This is a genomic window from Methylobacterium sp. AC315 (assembly GCF_979253755.1).
In genome coordinates, this window is record NZ_CEEDEA010000005.1 from 67400 (window position 1) to 88301 (window position 20902).

Sequence of the window (20902 nt, forward strand, 5' to 3'; positions counted from 1 at the left end):
GGCGCCGGGTCTCCGGGCGGCCGGTTGCCGGCGACGAGCCCCGGCCGGGCGGCACCGATGCGCTCGCTGAAACTCCGTTTCGCGCTGCTGCTCGGTGGCACCGCGATCGTGGTGATGCTGGCGGCCCTCGCGGCGTTGGCCTCGATCGCGGCGGCCGAACGGACGGTTGACCGCACCCTCGAAGCGCAGCGCCGTCTCGAGCTGCTGGCCGAGTTGTCCGGCCGCCTCACTCAGTTCGGCCTCGCGGCGGTGGAGACGGTCGGCAATCCCGACGGGCAGCCCGAGGCCATGGCGATCGCCCGCGATAATGCCGACCGGGCGCTCACCACGGTCGACGAGGCGCTGGCCCAGAGTTTCCCGCCGAGCGACGACCCGGCCGACCGCATGCAATACGCCGCCCGGACGCGACCGATGGCGCAGCTGCGCGCCGCCCGGGTCGTGCTCGACCGTCAGGTCGCGCGGATCAACCGGCAGACCGAACCCGAGAAGCGTCAGGACGCGATCAAGGGTGCGCTCAACGGCTTCGGGGCGATGACCGGCCAGCCGCTGTCGTTCCTGATCGAGGCGGAGCGGCGCAGCATGGCGCTCGGGTCGGAACAGGCCCGCGCCCTGTCGGCGCGTCTGCGCGTGGCCGCAGCCTCGGCGGTTGCGGCGGCCCTCGTGCTCCTGGCGGTTCTCTATCGCGGAGTCACCCGCCCGACCTTAGCGCGGATCGAGGAGGTCCGTCGGGCGGCGAGCGCCATCGGCCACGGTGCCCTCGATACGCGCCTATCGGTGGCGACCCGCGACGAACTCGGGCTGCTGATGACCAACGTCAACCGCATGGCCGCACGCCTCGCCCGGCGCGAATCCCGGGTGGTGGCCGACCGTGCTGCCCTAGAGGACACCGTGGCGACCCGCACCGCGGACCTGCGGGCCGCCAACGCCCGCCTGGAGGCCGTGGATCGCTCCCGCCGGCGCTTTTTCGCCGATGTCAGCCACGAGTTGCGCACGCCGCTCACAGTCATCCTCGGCGAATGCGATCTGGCGCTGCGTGGTGCGTCCCGGGGTGCGGATCCGGCGCCGGTCTTCGCGACGATCCGGAAGCGGGCGCAGCGGTTGAAGCTTCGGGTCGAGGATCTGCTGCGCGTTGCGCGGTCGGAATCCGGGGAGATCGAGTTCGACAAGCGTCCGCTCGGGCTCGCCTCGGTGCTGGCCGAGGCCGTCGACAACATGGCCTCGGAGGCGGCCCGACGTCGCGTCGGCCTCAGCCTCGATCCCGGCACCCAGGACGTCGAGTGCCTGGCCGACCGCGAGTGGATGCGCCAGACGGTGGAGAGCCTCGTGGACAACGCCCTGCGTCACGCTAAGGGGCTGGCCCGGGTCGAGGTCGCGTTGTCGGGCGAGCCCGGAGCCCGCGCCCTGATAACCGTGACCGATGACGGGCCCGGCTTCGGCGCGTCGGAGGCCGAGCTGTTCGAGCGTTTCCGCCGCGGCGCCGGAGCGAGCCCCGACGAGACCGGCTTCGGCATCGGCCTGGCGCTCGCGCGCTGGATCGTCGAGCAGCATGGCGGCTCGATCCGCCTCGGGGCCGGCCCCGACGGACGCGGCGCTCGGGTCAGCCTGGACATCCCGGCGCTCGATCCGGCATGGGAGAGCGGCACGGCTGGGAATACGGCCAGTACCATGCAGGTGAGGGAGCCAGCCGCATGACGCGGATCCTGATCGTCGAGGACGATATCGACATCCGGGGGCTATTGGCCCGCGGCCTGGAGGCCGAAGGGTTCGAGGTCGGTACCGCCGCCTGCGTCGACGAGGCGTTGAAGGCGGCGCATGATCCTGCGCCCGGCGCCGTCCTGCTCGACATCAACCTGCCCGACGGCTCCGGCCACGATGTCTGCCGGTCCCTGCGTGAGGGTGGTTTCCCGGGCGCGATCCTGTTCCTGTCGGCGCGCGACGAGATCCGCGACCGGGCCGAGGGCCTGGCGCTCGGCGCCGACGACTACATCATCAAGCCGTTCGTGTTCGACGAGCTCGTGGCGCGCCTGCGGACGCACCTGATGCGGCGCGAGCAGGCCGAGGCGCCGCGCTCGCGGATCAGTGCCGGGCGGCTGCTGCTCGATCTCGACACCCGTCAGGCGAGCTGCGGCGAGGCCAGCGCGCGCCTGACCCCGCGGGAGGCCGATCTCCTCGCCATGCTGATGGAGAGCATCGGCAAGCCGGTGTCCCGCGCCGATATCTTCGACCGGCTCTGGGCCAGCCAGGGCGGCCTCTCCCTTAACGTGGTCGACGTCTATATCGGCTATCTACGCTCCAAGATGGCGGACTTCGTTCGGTACGGGGGGCCAGGATTGGTCACCGTTCGGGGCAAGGGCTTCATGCTGGAACTACGCGGTCCCGATTTCCGCCAATGAGCCACTATACTTAAGTCGAATCCGGTAACGGTTTTGATGGTGAGCCGGGCATTTAGGTAGAGTCTCACAAAAAATTTGGGAGTATCCGGCAACTTAGTGCTTGAAGACCGCTGCTGAATCGCCGATATCGGTGGCGCGCCGGAAAACCAGAGCGCCATCAGTGTCTTAGGGTACTCTTAGGAACCCGAGACGCCTGGTGAGGATACCGCCAAGGAGAAACACCATGAAGTGGGCTGCCCCTGTTGTGTCCGAGATCTGTGTCGGCATGGAAGTGACGAGCTACGAGTCGGCTGAGATCGACACCTTCAACTAAGTTTTCAGGGGCCGGGGATCGCGGGAACCGCACCATGCGCGTCGTGATTCTCGGCTCCGCTGCCGGTGGCGGCCTCCCGCAGTGGAACTGCCGCTGCCCCAATTGCACCCTTGCACGGTCCGAGCCGGACCGGGTGCGCCCACGGACCCAATCGAGCATCGCGGTCTCCGCGAACGGGTCCGATTGGCTCCTGATCAACGCCTCGCCGGATATCCGGCAACAACTCTTCGACAATTCCCAGATGCATCCCCGCGAGGGACTGCGCCACTCGCCGATCCGGTCCGTGCTCCTGACGAACGGAGACGTCGACCACGTGGCGGGTCTGCTCACCCTGCGCGAGGGCCAGCCCTATACGCTGTACGCCACCCGCGGCATTCTGGACTCCGTCAACGCCAACCGCGTGTTCGACGTGATGGCCGAGGGCGTCGTCGCCCGCCAACCGATCGCCATGGACCAGCGGTTCGAGCCGATGCCCGGCCTGTCCGTCACGCTGTTCCCGGTTCCCGGGAAGGTGCCGCTCTGGCTCGAGGACGAGACCATGGAGATCGGCGCAGAGACCGAGACCACCGTGGGCGCGCTGATCGAGGCGGGCGGGCGTCGCCTCGCCTACATCCCCGGATGCGCCCGGGTCACGGACGCGCTCAGGGACCGGATCGCCGGCGTGGACGCTCTGCTGTTCGACGGTACCGTCCTGCACGATGACGACATGATCCGTGCCGGCGTCGGCACCAAGACCGGCTGGCGGATGGGGCACGTGCCGATGCGGGGCGACAATGGCTCGATCGATGCGCTGGCCGGCGTTTCGCTCGGCCGCCGCGTCTTCGTCCACATCAACAACACCAATCCGATCCTGGTCGAAGGTTCGCCGGAGCGCGCCGATGTCGAGGCGGCCGGCTGGACCGTGGCCCATGACGGTCTGAGCCTCGCCCTCTGAGGCAATCTCGCCCACCGGTTGGGTACAGGCCGAGCCGGCACTATATCGGGATCGAGCCCGGACATTCGCCCCGGCGGGGCATCATTCTGAACGGTCGTTGCCGGCACTCGGGATGGTTCCCGCGCAGAGGGCGGGATCGGAGTACAGGAAACGCGACCCGAGAACGGATTCCGGTAACGCCATGAACGCAGTCTTCCCGACCCCTTCGTCGACCCCCGACTCTGCCGAGAGCCAGCGGCTGCTCTCCCCGGACGAGCTTGAGGCAGCTCTGCGCGACATCGGCGCGCGTCGGTACCACATCCTGCATCCGTTCCACCGGCTCCTGCACGACGGCAAGCTCTCGAAGGATCAGGTCCGGGCCTGGGCGTTGAACCGCTACTATTATCAGGCGATGATCCCGGTGAAGGACGCCGCCGTGCTCGCACGGATGACCGACGCGTCCCTGCGGCGGATCTGGCGCCAGCGCATCGTCGATCACGACGGTGACCATCCGGGCGACGGGGGCATCGAGCGCTGGCTGAAGCTCGCCGAGGGTGTCGGGTTCGACCGGGATTACGTGCTGTCGACCCGTGGCATCCTGTCGGCCACGAAGTTTTCCGTCGAGGCCTACGTCCACTTCGTCGCCGAGAAGAGCCTGCTGGAGGCGATCGCCTCGTCGCTCACCGAGATGTTCTCGCCGACGATCATCTCGGAGCGCGTCGCCGGGATGCTGAAGAACTACGACTTCATCACCAAGGACACGCTGGCGTATTTCGACAAGCGCCTGACCCAGGCACCGCGTGATGCAGACTTCGCCCTCGATTACGTGAAGACGCATGCGACGACGCCGGACCTGCAGCGGCAGGCGATGGCCGCGCTGACGTTCAAGTGCAACGTGCTCTGGACCCAGCTCGACGCCCTCTATTTCGCCTATGTCGACCCCGGCATGATCCCGCCGGATGCGTGGACGCCGGGAACCGGTCTCGTTGCGGAAGCACCCGTCGCGACGGCGGGGTCCGGCGTTCGCAAGATGGCAGCCGACGACCGGCCGCGCCTTCCGCGAGGCGTGCGGCTGCGCCACGACGAGACCCGCGGCAAATACGTCCTGCTCGCTCCGGAGCGGACCTTCGACCTCGACGACAACGCCGTGGCGGTGCTCAAGCTCGTGGATGGGAACCGCAGCGTCGCCGCGATCGCCGACGAGCTTGGCCGGACCTATGCGGCCGATCCGCGGGCCATCGAGGCCGATATTCTGATGATGCTGGACGGGCTGGCGGAAAAACGGGTCCTGGAGCGATGAACGCACTGACGCCGAACCGGCCGGACGTTCCAGCGCCGGTGGGCCTGCTCGCCGAGCTGACCCACCGCTGTCCGTTGCGCTGCCCCTATTGTTCGAACCCGCTGGAGCTCGACCGTCGCTCCGGCGAGCTCGACACGGCCACGTGGCAGCGTGTCCTGACGGAGGCGTCCGGCCTCGGCGTGCTCCATGTCCACCTCTCCGGGGGCGAGCCGACGGCGCGCAACGATATCGTCGAGATCACCAAGACCTGCGCGGATCTCGGCCTCTACTCGAACCTGATCACCTCCGGGGTGGGCGGTGCTCTGGGCAAGCTCCAGGCGCTCTACGATGTCGGGCTCGACCACGTGCAGCTCTCGGTGCAGGGCGTCGATGCGCAGAACGCGGAGAAGATCGGGGGCCTGAAGAACGCGCAGCCGCAGAAATTCGAGTTCGCCGCCAAGGTGGTCGAGCTGGGGCTGCCGCTGACGCTGAACTCGGTGATCCATCGCGGTAACATCCACGAGGTCGAAGGCTTCATCGACCTTGCCGTGAAGATGGGTGCCAAGCGCCTCGAAGTGGCGCACACGCAGTATTACGGCTGGGCCTACGTCAACCGCGCGGCCCTGATGCCCGACAAGGCGCAGGTCGATGCCTCAATCCGGATCGTCGAGGCCGCACGTGAGCGGCTCAAGGGTCAGCTCGTCATCGACCTCGTCGTGCCGGATTACTACGCGAAATACCCGAAAGCCTGTGCCGGCGGCTGGGGCCGCAAGCTGATGAACGTCACGCCCCAGGGCAAAGTCCTGCCCTGCCACGCGGCCGAGACGATCCCGGGTCTCGAGTTCTGGCACGTCACCGACCACGCGCTGGGCGAGATCTGGCGGGATTCGCCAGCCTTCACCGCCTATCGCGGGACCGACTGGATGAAGGAGCCCTGCCGCTCTTGCGACCGTCGGGAGAAGGATTGGGGCGGCTGCCGCTGTCAGGCCCTGGCGCTCGCCGGGGATGCCGCGGCGACCGATCCGGCCTGCTCGCTCTCGCCGCTCCACGCCAAGGTGCGGGCGTTGGCCGTCGAAGAAGCGGCTGAGACGCCGCCGGAATATGTGTATCGGACGATCGGCAGCAACGTCCGGTCGCCTTTCAAGGAGGACGTCAACTCGTGAAGCTTCTTGCCACGACAGCCGTCGCGCTGGTGCTGGCCGCGGCGCCGGCGTTTGCTGAAGATGCGCCCAAGCCCGCGGCGGTCACCCAGGTCAACGCGGCGGCCCCGCCCAGTGCGGCCGATCTGCTGTTCGAGCAGCCGCATATGAAGAACGCGGCCCCCGGCTCGACGATCACGTACGATTACCTGCGCCGGTCGGGCATCGCCAAGGGACCGTTCGGGCCGCCCCTGTCGGATACGCTCACGCTCACGCTGGAGCCAGGTAAGAGCCCGGAGGCACGCGACATCCGCGTCATGATGTTCTCCGGCCTGAACCGCGTGCCGGCCGGTCCCTTTGAGGACATGAGCGGCAACCCGGTGGTCTCGCTGTTCCTGGAGAACCACCTCCGCTCTCTGGCGAAGGTGCTGGAGGCCAATCCGCGCTACCTGAAGCTCGCCATCCGTAAGGGACTGCGCGAGGCCGCGACCGTGACGCCGACCAAGGTCTCGGTAGGCGGCCGCGAGGTCGACGGCTGGCGGGTCGAGATCCAGCCCTTCGCCAAGGATGCCATGGAACAGCGCATGCGCGGCATGGACAAGATGATCTACACCTTCATCATCGCCCCGACGGTTCCTGGCGAGATCGTCTCCATCGAGGCGTCGTCGAAGAACGCCGAGGGTGGCGAATTGCTCGAGGAGAAGCTGAGCTATGATCCGAAAGCTGGCTGAACGCGGCGCGCTCGCCGCCCTCGCCCTGTGCCTGTCCGGCCTCGCCGGTTGGGCGGCTGAAGAGAACGACTATCCCACCGACGCACGGGTCGATTACGTCTTCGGCTGCATGGCGGCCAACGGCCAGACCCGCGAGAGCATGCAGCGCTGCTCCTGTTCACTCGACCAGCTCGCCGCGATCCTGCCCTACGACAAGTACGTGCAGGCGAGCACGGTCCTGTCGATGCGCCAGGGCATCGGCAACCGGGCGAACGAGTTCAAGGCGACCAAGATCTTCGACGACAAGGTCGCCGATCTCCGGCGCGCGCAGGCCGAGGCGGAAATCCGCTGCTATCGCGGCTGATGACCGGACCATGACGGCCGGCGTTGCGCTGGCCTGTGGTTTCGATCACACCGGGTCCCGAACCACTCCTGAGAACGGGACCCGATCCGTGCCCCCCTCCCCCGGCCTGTCCGATTTGTTGCCCGGCCTCGGGTCGCGCACGTTGGTCATGGGCATCCTCAACGTCACGCCCGATTCGTTCTCCGACGGCGGCCTGTTCTCCGGTGAGGCCGAGGCGGTCGCCCAGGCGAAGCGCCTCGTGGACGAGGGCGCCGCGATCCTCGATATCGGCGGTGAATCGACCCGGCCGGGCCACATTCCCGTCCCGGCCGAGGAGGAGCAGGCCCGCGTCCTGCCGGTGATCCGGGCGGTGGCACCCGGCCTGACTGTCCCGATCTCGATCGATACCTACAAGGCGTCCACCGCGCGTCTCGCGCTCGAAGCGGGCGCGCGCATCGTCAACGACGTCTGGGGCCTCCAGCGAGAGCCCGACATCGCCTCCGTGGCAGCCGCACACGGCGCCCCCGTGGTGATCATGCACAACCGTGAGACCATTGACGCGGATCTGGATATCATCTCGGACCTGCTGACCTTCTTCGAGCGCTCGCTCGACATCGCCCGGCGGGCCGGCATTCCGGAGCGCGACATCGTGCTCGATCCTGGCGTCGGCTTCGGCAAGACCTGGACGCAGCACCTGGACGTGCTGCGGCGCCTTCCCGAGATCCGGGCCCTGGGCTTTCCCGTCCTGGTTGGAGTCTCCCGCAAATCGCTGCTCGGCCGACTGCACGACCGTGAAACCCGGCCGGCGGACCGGCTCTACGGATCGCTCGCAGCCCATGCCCTCGCCGCCACGCTCGGAGCCGACATCGTGCGGGTCCACGACGTCGCGGCCCATGTCGATGCCGTTCGGGTTGTCGACGCCGTCATGCGGCCGGACGCCCGATGAGCACGGACCGGATCGGCGTCGCCCGCATCGCGGTGTTCGGGCGCCACGGCGTGCTGCCTGAGGAAGCCGTGCTCGGTCAGCGCTTCTACATTTCGATCGATGCGCGGCTCGACCTTGCGCCGGCCGGTCGCTCAGACGACGTCGCCCACACGGTCAGCTACGCGGACCTCACCGAGATCGCCGTCATGATCGCGACGGAGCGCCGGTTCAACCTCATCGAGGCTCTCGCCGAGACGATCGCGGCCACGATCCTCGAACGCCACGCCATGGTTGAAGCGATCACGATCCGCATCGACAAGCCGAGCGCGCCGGTGCCCGCGATCCTGGATGGGGTCAGCGTCGAGATCACGCGCCACCGCGGAGCCCGCGCATGAGGGCGTATCTCGGCATCGGCAGCAACATAGGCGACATGGCCGCGATGCTCGACCGTGCGGTCGCGGGGCTTGCCGCGACGCCCGGCATCGACGTGGTCGCCCGCTCGGCCGACTATCGGACGCCGCCCTGGGGCAAGACCGATCAGCCCTGGTTTCTCAACGGTGCGGTGGCCGTCGATACGACGCTCGATCCGCATGGGCTGCTCGATGCCTGCCTCGGCGTCGAGCATGCGCTCGGGCGCATCCGCGAGGAGCGCTGGGGCCCCCGGGTGATCGACGTCGACGTGCTGGCGTACGAGGGAGCAACGGTGGACGACGCGCGGCTGGTTCTGCCCCACCGTCATGTGCGGGAGCGTGCCTTCGTGCTGGTGCCACTGGCCGAGATCGCCCCGGATCTCGTGATCGGCGGCGAGCGCGTCGCCGATGCCCTGGCCAAGCTCGACCGCACCGGGATCACGCGAGTCTGAGCCGAGGCTTGCGGGCGGCTGTCAGCCCGCAAGCCCGAAGCGTGGCCTACTTCGCGCCGGGTTCGGCCATTTCGTTGGCCTCGTCGTCGAGGAGCGGCACGTCGTAGTCGCGCAGTACCTGATCGATGTCTGCTTTGCGCTTGCGCAGGACCGTATTGAGCGAGCGCTTCCAGTCGTTCTCGCCGAGGCGCACACCCATGGCGATCCGGTAGGCCATAGGCGGACGGGAGGGCTCCTTGAGCAGGGGCGTCACCGTCATGGGCGTTCCGGATTGCTTCGCAAGCCATCCTGCAGCAGGTCCCCAGAGCACCGCTGCATCGATGTCCTTGGCAGCCAGCCCCCCGACGATCTCGGCGCCGACGGTCTGGTACTTGCGGGCCGGATCGAGCTGATAGGGCGCGTAGGCCTTCATGGTCGAGACGAGGCCGAGATCACCCATCCGGTTCACCGGCGGTGTGCCGGCGATGACCCCGATCGCCTTACCTTTCAGCCGCGGATCGTCGAGGGCGGTGATGCCGTCGAGTTCTCCCATGCGGGTGACGAGCACGTAGGACGAGCGATAATAAGGATTGGTGGTCTGGACGAGGTCGCTGCCGAAGGCCTGGCCCATGATCAGGTCGCACAGGCCGGTGCCCAGCGTGTTGCGCACGAAGCCGGGACCCTGGGTCAGCCAGTAGTAGCGGACCTTGATCTTCAGTTCGTCGGCGATGATCGCCGCGATCTTGTTCTCGAAGCCGTCTTCCTTACGCTCGGAAAACGGCATGTTGCCGGGATCGCCGCAGACGCGCAGCACATCGGTCGTAACCGTGTCCGGTAGATGCTGCGCTGCAGCCCCCTGCGCCACCGTCATCGACAGGGCGCAGAGGGCGAGCGTCCGGGTAAAGGACAATGCAGGGGAGGACATCAGCCGCCCATGCACTCCTTCTCGGCCTTCCGGGCGGTCTCAGGCTTGTCCTCGTGGTCGGAGGGACGAACGCGGCCAACCGCGCCATCGGCCCGGGCCTTGAGGTAGGTGTAGAGATCGTCCGAGTAGCACATGACGTTCTTGTTATCGCCAAAGGCCGGCATGACCTTCTGCTCGGATGCGCTGATGTCCTGCTTGCCGCCCACCAGGATGCCGATGAACTCCTCATACGAGAGGTGCTTCAGCGAGTCCTTCAGGGCCGGCGCGTAGGTCGAGCCCATGCCATCAGGGCCGTGGCAGACGTGGCACTCGGCGTGATAGCGGCGGTAACCGGAGTAGGTGTACCAGTCGAGCTTCTTGCCATCGTTGGTGACGTGGTACGTCGGATGGCCGTCTGCGTCGACGTACTTGCCGTCCTCGACCTTAACGGCGGCGTTCTTCTTAAGTAGAGCGGGGTCCTGCTCGGCGGTCTTGTCGTTCGCGTTCAGCGAATTGGCGAGAGCCGGATCGGCAGGCTTGGCATCCTCAGCATGTACGGCAACCGCGGAAACGGTCGCTAGGGCGAGGGCGGCGAGAAACGGCCGCGTGACGATGTTGCTGAGGTTGTGCAACGCGTAGTCTCCCTGGAGCGAGGCCCTTCGTCTCGCTTGGAGCCGTAGCCTCTTACGACGAATTCTAATCACAAGGATGCCGGCGCGGAAACCCGCGCCGGCACCATTTCGACACCTAAACCCTGCGGCCGATTAGTTCGGCAGAGCGAAGACGGTCAGCTGACCACCGAGGTTGGTGTACTGCGAGAGGGCTGCGTAGCCGCCCACCGCGCCGAGACCGGCGTTCGGGTCGGTCAGACCGGCCGCGAGGCCGATGCCGGCCCAGCCGCCGACGCCCGACAGGACGCCCACGTACTGCTTGCCCTTGAGCTGGTAGGTCATCACGTTACCGATGATGCCCGACGGCGTCTTGAACTTGAACAGCTCCTTGCCGGTCTTGTCGTCGACAGCCTTCAGGTAACCTTCGAGGGTACCGTAGAACACCACGTCACCGGCGGTGGCGAGAGCACCGGACCACACCGAGAACTGCTCGGCGTTGGACCACTTGATCTTACCGTTGACGCCGTCCCAGGCGATGAAGTTACCCATGCCGCCGTGCGAGTTCGGGGCCGGGTACATCGACAGGGTCGCACCGACGTAGGGCTGGCCCGGGGTGTAGGTCACCCGGAACGGCTCGTAGTCCATGCAGACGTGGTTGGTGGGCACGTAGAACAGGTTGGTCTTCGGCGAGAAGGCAGCAGGCTGCTGATCCTTGGTGCCGAGGGCCGCCGGGCAGATACCCTTGGAGTTGGTATCCTCGCCGTTCTGCTCGGTCGAGTACTTCGACACGACCAGCGGCCGGCCGTAGTTCTTCGAACCCTTGTCCATGTCGACCTTGGTCGCCCAGTTGACGGCCGGATCGAACTTCTCGGCGACCAGGAGGGCGCCGGTCTCGCGGTTCAGCGTGTAGCCGAAGCCGTTACGGTCGAAGTGGGTCAGGAGCGGCTGCTCCTTGCCGTCAACCTTCTGATCCGTGAGGATCATCTCGTTGATGCCGTCGTAGTCCCACTCGTCGTGCGGGGTCATCTGGTAGACCCACTTGGCGACGCCGGTATCTGGGTTACGCGCCCAGATGGTCATCGACCACTTGTTGTCGCCCGGACGCTGCTTGGGGTTCCAGGTCGAGGGGTTGCCCGAGCCGTAGTACATCAGGTCGAGCTTGGGGTCGTACGAGAACCAGCCCCAGGTGCAGCCGCCGCCGGTCTTCCACTGATCGCCTTCCCAGGTCTTCAGCGAAGAATCCTTGCCGACCGGCTTGCCGAGCGAGGTGGTCTTCTCCGGGTCGACCAGCATCTGGTCGTCCGGGCCGATGGAGTAGCCGCGCCACACCTTCTTGCCGGTCTTCAGGTCGTAGGCGGTGACGTGGCACTGCACGCCGAACTCGCCGCCCGAGATGCCGACGATGACCTTGTCCTTCACGGGCAGAACCGTGGCGGTGTTGGTCTCGCCCTTCTTCGGGTCGCCGTTGACGACGGACCAGTTCACCTTGCCGGTCTTGGCATCGAGCGACACGAGGGTGGTGTCGGCCTGGTGCAGCAGGATGGTGCCGTCGGCATAGGCGAGGCCGCGGTTGACCGTGTCACAGCACATGACCGGGATCACGGACGGATCCTGCTTCGGCTCGTACTTCCAGACGATCTTGGCCTCGTGGTCGAGGTCCAGGGCGTACACGATGTTCGGGAACGGCGTGTGCACGTACATCATGTTGCCGATCACGAGCGGCGAGCCCTCGTGGCCGCGCAGCACGCCGGTCGAGAAGGTCCAGGCAACCTGGAGGTTCTTCACGTTCGCCGAGGTGATCTGATCGAGCTTCGAATAACGGGTGTTGCCGTAGTCGACCGTCTGAAGCGCTTGTTCCGCCGGGTTGGCGATGCTCTTCAGGACGCTTTCGTTGGCCAGCGCCGGCGCGGCGATAGCCGCGACACCTGCGCCGAGCGCGAGGAGATGTACCGCTCTCATGGGTTCCTCCGACAAGTCTTAAGAGTCGTACAGACGCACTTAGAGAGTGGCGTCGCTCGGACCCCGACCTGACTGTTTGCGACAGGGATGGACGCTTCGGTAGCGGGCGTAGCGGACTTGAGGAGATCGAAAGATCCCCTCGCCAGGAGCCGCCATCCCTGAGGCGGCTCCCTCGAAACCGAAGCTTGCCCGGACCTTAAGAGATTTTTGAGCGCCGTCAACTCGATGTTGCTGAGCCTTGGGGATACGGTGAAAGCTTCTTTGTGCGTAACAAAACACGCGCGAATGTCATTGCTGTGCAATGTGGAATGCTGCGCTGCACAAGCTGGGGTGCGGCTATTTGGGCCCGTCTCAGGCTGCAGAGCGCGCTGTCCATGCAGTTCTTGCACGCCCAGGCCGCCCGGCTCGTTCCACTATGCTCCGACTGCCTGATGAGCGTGACCATAACCGGTATTCAGGGCGCAGGCTGAGAGCTTGGCCAATCGCGGTGCGAAATGGTCGAGCTTGGGAAATGGCGGCGTTTTCGTGGGTTGAAGACGGCTTGTAGTCCCGCCGCTCGCGTTGGATGCGACGTTTTGGAGCCCGTGGCTCGTCCTCCTCACGAGGCTGTGATTGCCGAATCGTCCCGGCTCGATTCGTGACGTTCAAGACAGCAACGGTCCGGCGGGTTGGGCCGGGTGTTGCGCCGGCATCAGCGGGTTCAGGCTCGGCCGGGGACAGCTTGGTGCGGGGTGGCCGGGCGTCGCTACGAACAATGCATGCAGACAGCCCTTGCCGGCCGTCAGTAACGTCGGTCGTTACCGGTCACAGCGCGCCGACGTCGCCAACGCTTTCGAATTCGGCACTGTCGCCGACGAGGTCCGTCAGGGAGATGTCGACGCGGCGGCCGTTCTTGAGACGGAGCTGGGCATCGGGTTCGAGCCAGATCGGTCTCAAGCCGGCATGGCTGCCGTGGAGGTCACCGTGGGCGAACACACCGCCCTGCCTTCGCTCCACGACGACACGGTAGCGGACACGAACGCTTTGGCATCCTTCAGCCGTGACAAGGCCCCGCCCGGTCAGCGTCGTCAGGATCTCGTTCGGTTCGAACATACGCGTGACGCGGCGGTAGGATTAAGTGGCAAGCAACATTGCCACTTAATCCTACCGCCGCGACGTGTCACGCCCTCGTGACCGTATTGTTGCGTGAGGCGGCAGCGTCGTCGGCGTGCAGGCGTCGGAAGCTTCACGGTGCTGCGCTGATACGGACAACCGGCGACAGCCTTGTGCTTTGCAGCATCTGGGGAGCAGGACGCCGCCGATACCGTTCACGGCGGGCGCGATACGCTGAAGACAACTCCGTTCGAGTGTTTCGGTGCGGTCGCCTACCGTGCCGGGGTGCAACCCCGCTTCGATAACAGCGCCACAGAAATCAAATAGACTGGTTGCGCCTGGCCGTGGGCCGGGGGTCGACACGGACCTAATCCTCGATCGGGGTAACGCTTACGGCGAAGGCCATGTGAGCCAGGTCCGACGACCGGCCATCCTTCTTTGGGGCGACATTCGAACAAGCGGCCTGGGCCCCGAAGATGGTTCGCTGAGAGATGTCTCTCTTCCTCGATCCCAGGATGCCGGAAATTTACTCAGAGTGGCTCCGGTCAGGGCCACATCCGGCGCCGAGGCGCGGTAAACACCTATCGACCGCCACCGCCTTCGCAGACGCTGTCCCGGCGCCCGCCCGTGACCCTAGCCATCGACACCCGAGTGACCCACCGCGCTCGTCGGCTCCAGTTCTCGAACCACGATGCGGCCGTTCTCGACCGAAAGCGCCAGACGACCCTGCTTCAAGGCGAGGGCCTTGTCGCCGAACAGGGTCCGGCGCCAGCCCTGCAGCGCGGCGACCTCGGCGGTGTCGTCGTCCGCGATGGCCTCCAGGTCGTCCACCGTCGCGATGATCTTCGGCGCGACGGCCTCGGACTCGCACACTGCCTTGAGCAGCACCTTCAGCAATTCCACGATGGCACCGTTGCCGCCGCTCCGGCGCATCCGCTCCGGTATGCGGATGTCACCGGTGTCCCGGGTGAGACCGCGCTCCACGGCTGCCAAAATGTCGGCTCCAGTGCGCGAACGCTCGAAGCCGGCCGGAATCGTCCGCAGCCGGCCCAGGGCCTCGGCGCCGCGTGGCGCCGCCGAGGCGACGTCGATCACCGCCTCATCCTTCAGGACCCGGCCACGGGGGACGTTCCGGGACTGTGCCTCGCTCTCGCGCCAGGCCGCTACTTCCATGAGCACGGCGATCTCACGGGGCTTGCGCATCCGTCCGGAAAGCCGCCGCCAGGCCTGGGCCGGGTCGGCCCGGTAGGTCTCCGGCGACGTCAGGACCGCCATCTCCTCGTCGAGCCAGGCGCCGCGATCGGTGCGCAGCAGCTCGGCGACTAGGACTTCGTAGACCTTCACCAGGTGGGTGACGTCCGACAGGGCGTAGCTGAGCTGGGCTTCCGAGAGCGGCCGCCGTGACCAGTCGGTGAACCGTGACGATTTGTCGATCTTGGCCTTCGCCACGTCGTTGACGAGCTGCTCGTACGACACGGAATCCCCGTAGCCGCAGACCATGGCGGCAACCTGCGTGTCGAAGAACGGCTGCGGCAGGATCCCGCCCATCAGCCAGATGATCTCGAGATCCTGACGGGCCGAGTGGAACACCTTCACGGTCCGCTCGTCGGCCATCAGATCAATGAACGGTTGCAGGTCGATGCCCGGCGCCAGGGGATCGACCAATACGCCGGTCCCGTCCGGTGCCGCGATCTGGATCAGGCACAGTTTCGGGTAGTACGTCGTCTCGCGCATGAACTCCGTGTCGACGGTCACGAAGGGTTGCTCGGCGAGACGCGAGCAGACGTCGTGCAGCGCGGCGGTGGTGGTAATCAGGTCCATGGATCCGGCTATACGCAACCGGCGCCGTCATGGGGAGACGCCTGCGCGAAGGTCCCCATGTTTCACACGGTCCTCTTTGCGCCCGGTCAGCTCGCCAAGGCCGTCCGGCGGCGCGCCTGGGCCTGCCGGCGGATCCGCATTGCGTCGGCCCGGCGCTGGGCTTCGGCGCGCCCGAGCAGGCGATCCAGGATGCCGGTCTCGATGCGCTCGCCCGTGGCGCCGTCGGTCAGCCGGCGGATCCGGTCGACCCGGAAGCCGCGATAGCCGCCCCGGCGGGCGTCGATGCCGCCCAGGAGCGTCCGGCCCGGTCCGAGCTTCAGTTCGCGCGCAGACAGGGAGCGGTTGCTCCAGGCACCGGTCGCGTCCTCGTAGACCAGATCGAAATGCCCCTCGAGCGGTAGCGTGCGCCAGGCGCCGGACTGGCTTTCGACGGGCCGGTCGGGACGGCCGACAGAAACGGAAAACGCGTTTTGGCTCATGGACATCATATGGGGATCGTGGGCCCCGTCCGGTAGGCTGGAGGCCCGGTTCGGCACCGGTTTCCGGCGTCGCGTGCTTGACTTGGGGGGCCTCGCGTGAATGGTGCCCGCCTTCCCAGAGAAGAAGCCCGTCATGCACCGTTACCGTTCCCACACCTGCGGGGCGCTCCGCCCGTCCGACGTCGGACAGACCGTCCGGCTCTCCGGCTGGTGCCACCGCATCCGCGACCATGGTGGCGTGCTGTTCATCGACCTGCGGGACCATTACGGCCTGACGCAATGCGTGGTCGATTCCGACTCGCCCGCCTTCAAGGCCGCCGAGGTCGCGCGCTCGGAATGGGTGGTGCGTATCGACGGGCGCGTGCGTACCCGGCCCGCCGGCACCGAGAATGCCGAGCTGCCGACCGGGGCGGTCGAGGTCTACATCGACGATCTGGAGGTGCTGGGTCCGGCCGGCGAGCTGCCGCTGCCGGTCTTCGGCGATCTGGAATACCCTGAGGAGACGCGGCTGCGGTACCGCTTCCTCGACCTGCGCCGGGACAAGCTCCACGCCAACATCATGAAGCGCGGGGCGATCATCGACGCGCTGCGCCGCCGGATGCGCGACGGCGGCTTCTTCGAGTTCCAGACGCCGATCCTCACCGCGTCGTCGCCCGAGGGCGCGCGCGACTACCTCGTGCCGTCCCGGGTCCATCCCGGAAAGTTCTACGCGCTCCCGCAGGCGCCGCAGCAGTTCAAGCAGCTGACGATGATCGCGGGCTTCGACCGCTACTTCCAGATCGCGCCCTGCTTCCGTGACGAGGACGCCCGCGCCGACCGCTCGCCGGGCGAGTTCTACCAGCTCGATATCGAGATGAGCTTCGTTACCCAGGAAGACGTGTTCCAGGCGGTGGAGCCGGTCCTGCGCGGCGTCTTCGAAGAGTTCGCCGAGGGCAAGCGCGTCACCAAGGAGTTCCCGCGCATCACCTTCGCGGATTCGATGCTGAAATACGGCGTCGACAAGCCGGACCTTCGCAATCCCCTCATCATCGCCGACGTTACCGATGAGTTCGCCCGGGACGACGTGGCGTTCAAGGCCTTCAAGGGCGTCATCAGTGCCGGCGGCGTGGTCCGGGCGATCCCGGCGACCGGAGCCGCGTCGCAGCCGCGCTCGTTCTTCGACAAGCTCAACGACTGGGCCCGCTCCGAGGGCGCGCCCGGGCTCGGCTACGTCGTGTTCGAGGACGACGGCGGGCAGCTTACCGGCAAGGGGCCGATCGCCAAGTTCATCCCGGCCGAGGTCCAGGCCCTGATCGCGCAGAAGACCGGCGCGAAGGCGGGCGACGCGGTGTTCTTCTCCGCCGGGACCGAGGCCAAGGCGGCCGCGCTCGCCGGCAAGGCCCGCATCCGCGTCGGCGACGAGCTCGGCCTCTGCGACAAGGATCAGTACGCGTTCTGCTGGATCACGGACTTCCCGATGTACGAGTGGAGCGAGGAGGAGAAGCGGATCGACTTCTCCCACAACCCGTTCTCGATGCCGAACATCGACCGCGAGGACTTTTTGGCCCTCGACCTCGATACCCTGGCCACAGAGGGCCAGGACGGCGAAGTCACAAAAAGAATCTTGGGTATCAAGGCGTTCCAGTACGACATCGTCTGCAACGGCATCGAGCTGTCCTCCGGCGCGATCCGCAACCATCGCCCCGACGTGATGGAGAAGGCCTTCGCGATTGCCGGCTACGGCCACGATGTGCTGGAGCAGAAGTTCGGCGGCATGCTCAACGCCCTGCGCATGGGCGCCCCGCCGCACGGCGGCATCGCCCCGGGAGTGGACCGCATCGTCATGCTCCTGTGCAACGAGCCGAACATCCGCGAGGTCGTGCTGTTCCCGATGAACCAGCGCGCCGAGGACCTGATGATGGGCGCGCCCTCCGAGGCGACGCCCAAGCAGCTCCGCGAGCTGCACATCCGCCTGAACCTGCCCGAGAAGAAGGCGTAAGCGCAGGCGGACCGGTCGCGCCGTGGCGAGCCTCGTCGCGGTCGTCGTCGCCCATGACAGCGCCGAGGTGCTGCCGGCCTGTCTGGCGGCACTGGCGCGGCAGCACGTGCCGGCGATCGTGGTCGACAACGCCAGCCGGGACGCCTCCGTGCCGGTGGCGGAGGCCGCCGGCGCGTGGGTGATCCGCAACGCCCGCAACGAGGGCTACGGCCGCGCCAACAATATCGGCGTCACCGCGGCCGTGACGGCGGAGCGGGTCCTCATCGTCAATCCGGACGTGGTCCTGCAGCCGGGGGCCGTCGATGCGTTGCTGGCGGCCGCCGCCGCTTGGCCGGATGTGGGCCTGCTGGCGCCGCGCCTGGTCGAGCCGGACGGGCGGTTCTTCTACCAGGCGCGCTCGCTGCTGGCGCCGTATCTCACCAACCCGGGGGGACGCCCGGCGCTGCCCGAGGGCGATGCCTGCGCGCCGTTCCTGTCCGGAGCCTGTCTGATGATCGCGCGGGCCCTGTTCCTCAACCTCGGCGGCTTCGATCCGAACATCTTCCTGTTCTACGAGGACGACGACCTCTGTCGGCGCGTAGCCGATGCGGGCCGCGCCCTCGTCCACGTCCACGGCGCCGTGGCTCTGCACGGTCGCGGGCGCTCGTCCGCACCGGAGCTTGGCCGGGTGTTCCGGTCGCGCTGGCATCAGGCGTGGTCGCGGGCCTATGTCAGCCGCAAATACGGCCTGCCCGACCCGAGCGTGTCCCACCTCATGACCAACCTGCCGAAGGTCGCGCTCTCGGCACTCGCCCTGCGCCGGTCCGGGCTGGAGCGGTACGGTGGCTCCGCATCCGGCGCCCTCGCCTTCCTGCGCGGCCGAGACGCCCTGGCCCGCGAGGGGCTGCGCTGATGGCCGGCCCCACGATCGCCACCGCCCTGGCACGCGGCCGCAACGGCTTCACCGGCTTGCGCCTGGCGCTGGCGCTGGCGGTGGTCGTTTCGCACGCTTTCAGCGTCGCTACCGGGGCCGCGGGCGACGAGCCGCTGGCGCGGCTCACCGGCTACACTCTGGGCGAGCACGCGGTGAACGGCTTCTTCGCGGTCTCGGGGTTTCTCGTCACCATGAGCTGCGACCGGCGCGGCCTCAGAGACTACGCGCTGGCCCGCGCCCTGCGGATCCTCCCGGGCTTCGTCGCCGCCACCGTGCTCGTTTCTCTGCTCCTCGGCGCCGCGATGACGCGCCTGCCGCTGAGCGAGTACCTGCGCGATCCAGCCCTCTGGTCGTTCGTGCGCGGGACGCTGACCGCCTTCAAGAGCAACGCCGCGCTGCCCGGCGTCTTCGAGGCCAACCCGTACCGGGCGCCGCTCGGCACGATCTGGACCTTAAAATACGAGTCTCTTTGCTACTTGGGCGTGCTGCTCGCCGCCCTGTGCGGCCTCCTCCGCCGGCGGATCCCGGCGCTCTTGATCGTTGCGGGGCTCGCTGTCGCCTTGACGGCCGCCATAGCTTGGCGTGGCCCCGAGTTGCCGAAGGGTCTGGAGACGGTCCTGCGGCTGCCGCTCATCTTTTCAGCCGGCGCCGGACTGTATCTGTGGCGCGACAGCCTGCGCGTCTCGGGTGTCGTCCTCGCCGGCCTGGCTGTCGCGGCCACGCTCCTCGCTCGAACGCCGGCCTACCCGCCCCTGCTGTTCCTGGCGGAAGCCTACGGCGCCGTGTGGCTCGCCCTCGGGCCGATGGCGCGCGGCCTGTTCGATCCGAGGGCCGACCTGTCCTACGGGATCTATCTCTACGGCTGGCCGGTGCAGCAGAGCCTGCATGCCCTCTGGCCAGAGCCCTCCGGCCTCGCCCTGCTCGCTCCCGCGCTCGCGGTGACGCTGCCGGTGGCGGCGCTGTCCTGGTACGGCGTCGAACGGCCGGCACTGGCGCTCAAGGCGCGGGCGCTCGGCCGACGCAGCCTCGGCACGATCGAGCCGGCCGGGCCGTGAGCACTCTCCCCCCATCGGCCGCGCTGGCCCTTGCAGCACGGCTTCTGGAGGCCGAGGGCTTCGCCATCGTCGCCCGGAACGAGCGCGGTGACAGCCTCTATCTCGCGCTATCTAAGAGCCCCTGGCACCTGCGTCTGTCGAACCATGCACGAACCGCCAAGCAGCGCGCCCGGCGCAATGACATCCTGACGAGCCTGATCATCGATGCGCCCCGCTCGCCGGATCAGGTTCATACGCTGGTCCTGGGGGCATTGAAGAACTTCAGCGCGGCACTGACTCTACGAGAGGCTCAAGCCTCGGCCTCGGGCTCGCGAAAGTAGGGTTCGACGGTGCCCTTCAGCTTCACGGTCATCGGGTTGCCGGCCCGGTCGAGGGTCTTGCCGGCCGAGAGGCGGACCCAGCCCTCGCTGACACAGTATTCCTCGACGTTGGTCTTATCGACGCCCTTGAATCGCACGCCGACGCCGCGCTCCAGCATGGCCTCGTCGTAGAACGGGCTGTTCGGGTTCGCGGCCAGGCGGTCGGGAGGCGTGTCGGTCATCATCCGGATCTCGGGTCGGTTTCGTGTGCGGCCCCGCGCGGGTCCGGCAGGGCGAAGGGCTCGCCGGTACGGGAATCCGGCTCGGCGCGCAACGCCGCGAGCAGGTCGGCGATCCGCCCGCTCTGCAGCAGCGGCACCAGCCGCGTCACCGTCGCGTGCGGCCGGTCCCACCAAGCGGTCTCCACCAGCGCCGCCACGGTGGCCTCGTCGAAGCGGTGGCGCACCACCCGGGCCGGATTGCCGGCGACCACAGCGTAGGCCGGGACGTCCCGGGTCACCACCGCCCGGGCAGCGACCACGGCGCCGTGCCCGATCGTGACGCCGGACAGGATCATGCAGCCGGACCCGAGCCAGACATCGTGCCCGATCACCACGTCGCCGCGCGAGGCGTGGTAATCCGCCGGTGCAAGCGCATCCGGGAACAGGCCGCGCATCGCCGCGAACGGGTAGGTGGAGGCCCAGTCGAGCCGGTGGTCGCCGCCGAGCAGGATCTCGACCTTGTCGGCGATGGAACAATAGCGGCCGATCGTCAGGCGACGGCCGCTCTCCGGGAAGCGCACTTTGGGACGCCCGTACGAGTAAGCGCCTATGGAGAAGCCGTGCGCGCGCGCCAGCGCGGCGAGGTGGATCCGCGTCTCGTTATGCGGGTTGCGCCCCCTACGCAGCCGGTGCAACAGACCGGTCACGATGGGA

23 protein-coding genes are annotated in these 20902 nt (G+C 67.5%); 15 read left to right on the forward strand and 8 right to left on the reverse strand.

Going from position 1 to position 20902, the window contains the following annotated elements; genetic code table 11:
- Positions 1–57: 57 nt before the first annotated feature.
- The 11 genes from AC0IY0_RS10430 (at position 58) to folK (ending at position 8877) form a co-directional block, all read left to right on the forward strand.
- Positions 58–1692, forward strand: coding sequence for a sensor histidine kinase (locus AC0IY0_RS10430; protein ID WP_147906609.1), 1635 nt, complete (start codon positions 58–60; stop codon positions 1690–1692).
- Positions 1689–2393: a response regulator transcription factor gene (locus AC0IY0_RS10435; RefSeq protein WP_147906608.1), complete on the forward strand. Its 705-nt coding sequence runs from the start codon at positions 1689–1691 to the stop codon at positions 2391–2393. The genes AC0IY0_RS10430 and AC0IY0_RS10435 overlap by 4 nt, the downstream gene beginning before the upstream one ends.
- Before the next feature lie 223 nt (positions 2394–2616).
- Entirely contained in the window at positions 2617–2706 is a 90-nt protein-coding gene (pqqA, locus tag AC0IY0_RS10440; protein ID WP_007564431.1) for a pyrroloquinoline quinone precursor peptide PqqA, read from the forward strand.
- 34 nt (positions 2707–2740) lie between these two features.
- Entirely contained in the window at positions 2741–3640 is a 900-nt protein-coding gene (gene pqqB, locus AC0IY0_RS10445; RefSeq protein ID WP_471763746.1) for a pyrroloquinoline quinone biosynthesis protein PqqB, read from the forward strand.
- 181 nt (positions 3641–3821) lie between these two features.
- A complete protein-coding gene (pqqC, locus tag AC0IY0_RS10450) occupies positions 3822–4919 on the forward strand; it encodes a pyrroloquinoline-quinone synthase PqqC (RefSeq protein WP_471763747.1) in 1098 nt (365 codons plus the stop codon).
- The gene (pqqE, locus tag AC0IY0_RS10455; RefSeq protein WP_419830400.1) at positions 4916–6061 is read left to right on the forward strand and encodes a pyrroloquinoline quinone biosynthesis protein PqqE; all 1146 of its coding nucleotides are present in this window, start codon (positions 4916–4918) and stop codon (positions 6059–6061) included. Before pqqC ends, pqqE begins: the two co-directional genes overlap by 4 nt.
- Positions 6058–6768, forward strand: a complete 711-nt coding sequence (locus AC0IY0_RS10460) for a hypothetical protein (RefSeq protein WP_419830401.1) — start codon at positions 6058–6060, stop codon at positions 6766–6768. Before pqqE ends, AC0IY0_RS10460 begins: the two co-directional genes overlap by 4 nt.
- A complete protein-coding gene (locus tag AC0IY0_RS10465) occupies positions 6749–7111 on the forward strand; it encodes a hypothetical protein (protein ID WP_147906603.1) in 363 nt (120 codons plus the stop codon). Before AC0IY0_RS10460 ends, AC0IY0_RS10465 begins: the two co-directional genes overlap by 20 nt.
- Positions 7112–7199: 88 nt before the next feature.
- Entirely contained in the window at positions 7200–8036 is an 837-nt protein-coding gene (gene folP, locus AC0IY0_RS10470; RefSeq protein WP_471763748.1) for a dihydropteroate synthase, read from the forward strand.
- Positions 8033–8410 carry a dihydroneopterin aldolase gene (gene folB, locus AC0IY0_RS10475; RefSeq protein ID WP_147906601.1) on the forward strand — a complete coding sequence of 126 codons (378 nt, stop codon included), beginning with the start codon at positions 8033–8035 and terminating at the stop codon, positions 8408–8410. The genes folP and folB overlap by 4 nt, the downstream gene beginning before the upstream one ends.
- Positions 8407–8877 (forward strand): 2-amino-4-hydroxy-6-hydroxymethyldihydropteridine diphosphokinase, encoded by a 471-nt coding sequence (gene folK, locus AC0IY0_RS10480; RefSeq protein ID WP_147906600.1) that lies wholly within the window; start codon positions 8407–8409, stop codon positions 8875–8877. Before folB ends, folK begins: the two co-directional genes overlap by 4 nt.
- Before the next feature lie 46 nt (positions 8878–8923).
- Here folK and AC0IY0_RS10485 read toward each other — a convergent pair whose 3' ends face one another.
- The 6 genes from AC0IY0_RS10485 to AC0IY0_RS10510 form a co-directional block, all read right to left on the reverse strand.
- Positions 8924–9781, reverse strand: a complete 858-nt coding sequence (locus tag AC0IY0_RS10485) for a substrate-binding domain-containing protein (RefSeq protein ID WP_471763749.1) — start codon at positions 9779–9781, stop codon at positions 8924–8926.
- Positions 9781–10392 (reverse strand): c-type cytochrome, methanol metabolism-related, encoded by a 612-nt coding sequence (locus AC0IY0_RS10490; protein WP_147906598.1) that lies wholly within the window; start codon positions 10390–10392, stop codon positions 9781–9783. Before AC0IY0_RS10490 ends, AC0IY0_RS10485 begins: the two co-directional genes overlap by 1 nt.
- 132 nt (positions 10393–10524) lie before the next feature.
- Positions 10525–12330, reverse strand: a complete 1806-nt coding sequence (xoxF1, locus tag AC0IY0_RS10495; RefSeq protein ID WP_147906597.1) for a lanthanide-dependent methanol dehydrogenase XoxF1 — start codon at positions 12328–12330, stop codon at positions 10525–10527.
- 804 nt (positions 12331–13134) lie between these two features.
- Entirely contained in the window at positions 13135–13422 is a 288-nt protein-coding gene (locus AC0IY0_RS10500; RefSeq protein WP_147937869.1) for a hypothetical protein, read from the reverse strand.
- Positions 13423–14055: 633 nt separating this feature from the next.
- Positions 14056–15243, reverse strand: coding sequence for a ribonuclease D (gene rnd / locus AC0IY0_RS10505; protein ID WP_147906595.1), 1188 nt, complete (start codon positions 15241–15243; stop codon positions 14056–14058).
- 86 nt (positions 15244–15329) lie between these two features.
- Positions 15330–15731 carry a hypothetical protein gene (locus tag AC0IY0_RS10510; protein ID WP_419830404.1) on the reverse strand — a complete coding sequence of 134 codons (402 nt, stop codon included), beginning with the start codon at positions 15729–15731 and terminating at the stop codon, positions 15330–15332.
- 124 nt (positions 15732–15855) lie between these two features.
- Between AC0IY0_RS10510 and aspS the strand changes: the two genes are divergently transcribed.
- From aspS to AC0IY0_RS10530, 4 genes are read left to right on the forward strand one after another with little or no spacing between them, the layout of a single operon-like run.
- Entirely contained in the window at positions 15856–17700 is a 1845-nt protein-coding gene (gene aspS, locus AC0IY0_RS10515) for an aspartate--tRNA ligase (protein ID WP_147937870.1), read from the forward strand.
- Positions 17701–17722: 22 nt separating this feature from the next.
- Positions 17723–18592 (forward strand): glycosyltransferase family 2 protein, encoded by an 870-nt coding sequence (locus AC0IY0_RS10520; protein ID WP_471763750.1) that lies wholly within the window; start codon positions 17723–17725, stop codon positions 18590–18592.
- A complete protein-coding gene (locus tag AC0IY0_RS10525; protein WP_147906592.1) occupies positions 18592–19668 on the forward strand; it encodes an acyltransferase family protein in 1077 nt (358 codons plus the stop codon). Before AC0IY0_RS10520 ends, AC0IY0_RS10525 begins: the two co-directional genes overlap by 1 nt.
- Complete coding sequence (locus tag AC0IY0_RS10530) at positions 19665–19988, forward strand: hypothetical protein (RefSeq protein WP_419830407.1); 324 nt, start codon at positions 19665–19667, stop codon at positions 19986–19988. The genes AC0IY0_RS10525 and AC0IY0_RS10530 overlap by 4 nt, the downstream gene beginning before the upstream one ends.
- On the opposite strand, the gene AC0IY0_RS10535 is transcribed toward AC0IY0_RS10530, so the two are convergent.
- Together AC0IY0_RS10535 and AC0IY0_RS10540 are read right to left on the reverse strand one after the other, a co-directional pair.
- A complete protein-coding gene (locus AC0IY0_RS10535) occupies positions 19958–20209 on the reverse strand; it encodes a DUF3297 family protein (protein ID WP_419830408.1) in 252 nt (83 codons plus the stop codon). The genes AC0IY0_RS10530 and AC0IY0_RS10535 overlap by 31 nt on opposite strands.
- Positions 20209–20883, reverse strand: coding sequence for a CatB-related O-acetyltransferase (locus AC0IY0_RS10540; protein ID WP_471763889.1), 675 nt, complete (start codon positions 20881–20883; stop codon positions 20209–20211). The genes AC0IY0_RS10535 and AC0IY0_RS10540 overlap by 1 nt, the downstream gene beginning before the upstream one ends.
- Between the last annotated feature and the right edge of the window lie 19 nt (positions 20884–20902).

What these genes read in the sequence shown, in the direction of transcription:
- AC0IY0_RS10430 (WP_147906609.1), top strand. Translation starts at nt 58, where the DNA reads ATGCGCTCGCTGAAACTCCGTTTCGCGCTGCTGCTCGGTGGCACCGCG.
- AC0IY0_RS10435 (WP_147906608.1), top strand. Translation starts at nt 1,689, where the DNA reads ATGACGCGGATCCTGATCGTCGAGGACGATATCGACATCCGGGGGCTA.
- pqqA (WP_007564431.1), top strand. Translation starts at nt 2,617, where the DNA reads ATGAAGTGGGCTGCCCCTGTTGTGTCCGAGATCTGTGTCGGCATGGAA.
- pqqB (WP_471763746.1), top strand. Translation starts at nt 2,741, where the DNA reads ATGCGCGTCGTGATTCTCGGCTCCGCTGCCGGTGGCGGCCTCCCGCAG.
- pqqC (WP_471763747.1), top strand. Translation starts at nt 3,822, where the DNA reads ATGAACGCAGTCTTCCCGACCCCTTCGTCGACCCCCGACTCTGCCGAG.
- pqqE (WP_419830400.1), top strand. Translation starts at nt 4,916, where the DNA reads ATGAACGCACTGACGCCGAACCGGCCGGACGTTCCAGCGCCGGTGGGC.
- AC0IY0_RS10465 (WP_147906603.1), top strand. Translation starts at nt 6,749, where the DNA reads ATGATCCGAAAGCTGGCTGAACGCGGCGCGCTCGCCGCCCTCGCCCTG.
- folB (WP_147906601.1), top strand. Translation starts at nt 8,033, where the DNA reads ATGAGCACGGACCGGATCGGCGTCGCCCGCATCGCGGTGTTCGGGCGC.
- folK (WP_147906600.1), top strand. Translation starts at nt 8,407, where the DNA reads ATGAGGGCGTATCTCGGCATCGGCAGCAACATAGGCGACATGGCCGCG.
- AC0IY0_RS10485 (WP_471763749.1), bottom strand. Translation starts at nt 9,781, where the DNA reads ATGTCCTCCCCTGCATTGTCCTTTACCCGGACGCTCGCCCTCTGCGCC.
- xoxF1 (WP_147906597.1), bottom strand. Translation starts at nt 12,330, where the DNA reads ATGAGAGCGGTACATCTCCTCGCGCTCGGCGCAGGTGTCGCGGCTATC.
- AC0IY0_RS10500 (WP_147937869.1), bottom strand. Translation starts at nt 13,422, where the DNA reads ATGTTCGAACCGAACGAGATCCTGACGACGCTGACCGGGCGGGGCCTT.
- rnd (WP_147906595.1), bottom strand. Translation starts at nt 15,243, where the DNA reads ATGGACCTGATTACCACCACCGCCGCGCTGCACGACGTCTGCTCGCGT.
- AC0IY0_RS10510 (WP_419830404.1), bottom strand. Translation starts at nt 15,731, where the DNA reads ATGATGTCCATGAGCCAAAACGCGTTTTCCGTTTCTGTCGGCCGTCCC.
- aspS (WP_147937870.1), top strand. Translation starts at nt 15,856, where the DNA reads ATGCACCGTTACCGTTCCCACACCTGCGGGGCGCTCCGCCCGTCCGAC.
- AC0IY0_RS10525 (WP_147906592.1), top strand. Translation starts at nt 18,592, where the DNA reads ATGGCCGGCCCCACGATCGCCACCGCCCTGGCACGCGGCCGCAACGGC.
- AC0IY0_RS10535 (WP_419830408.1), bottom strand. Translation starts at nt 20,209, where the DNA reads ATGACCGACACGCCTCCCGACCGCCTGGCCGCGAACCCGAACAGCCCG.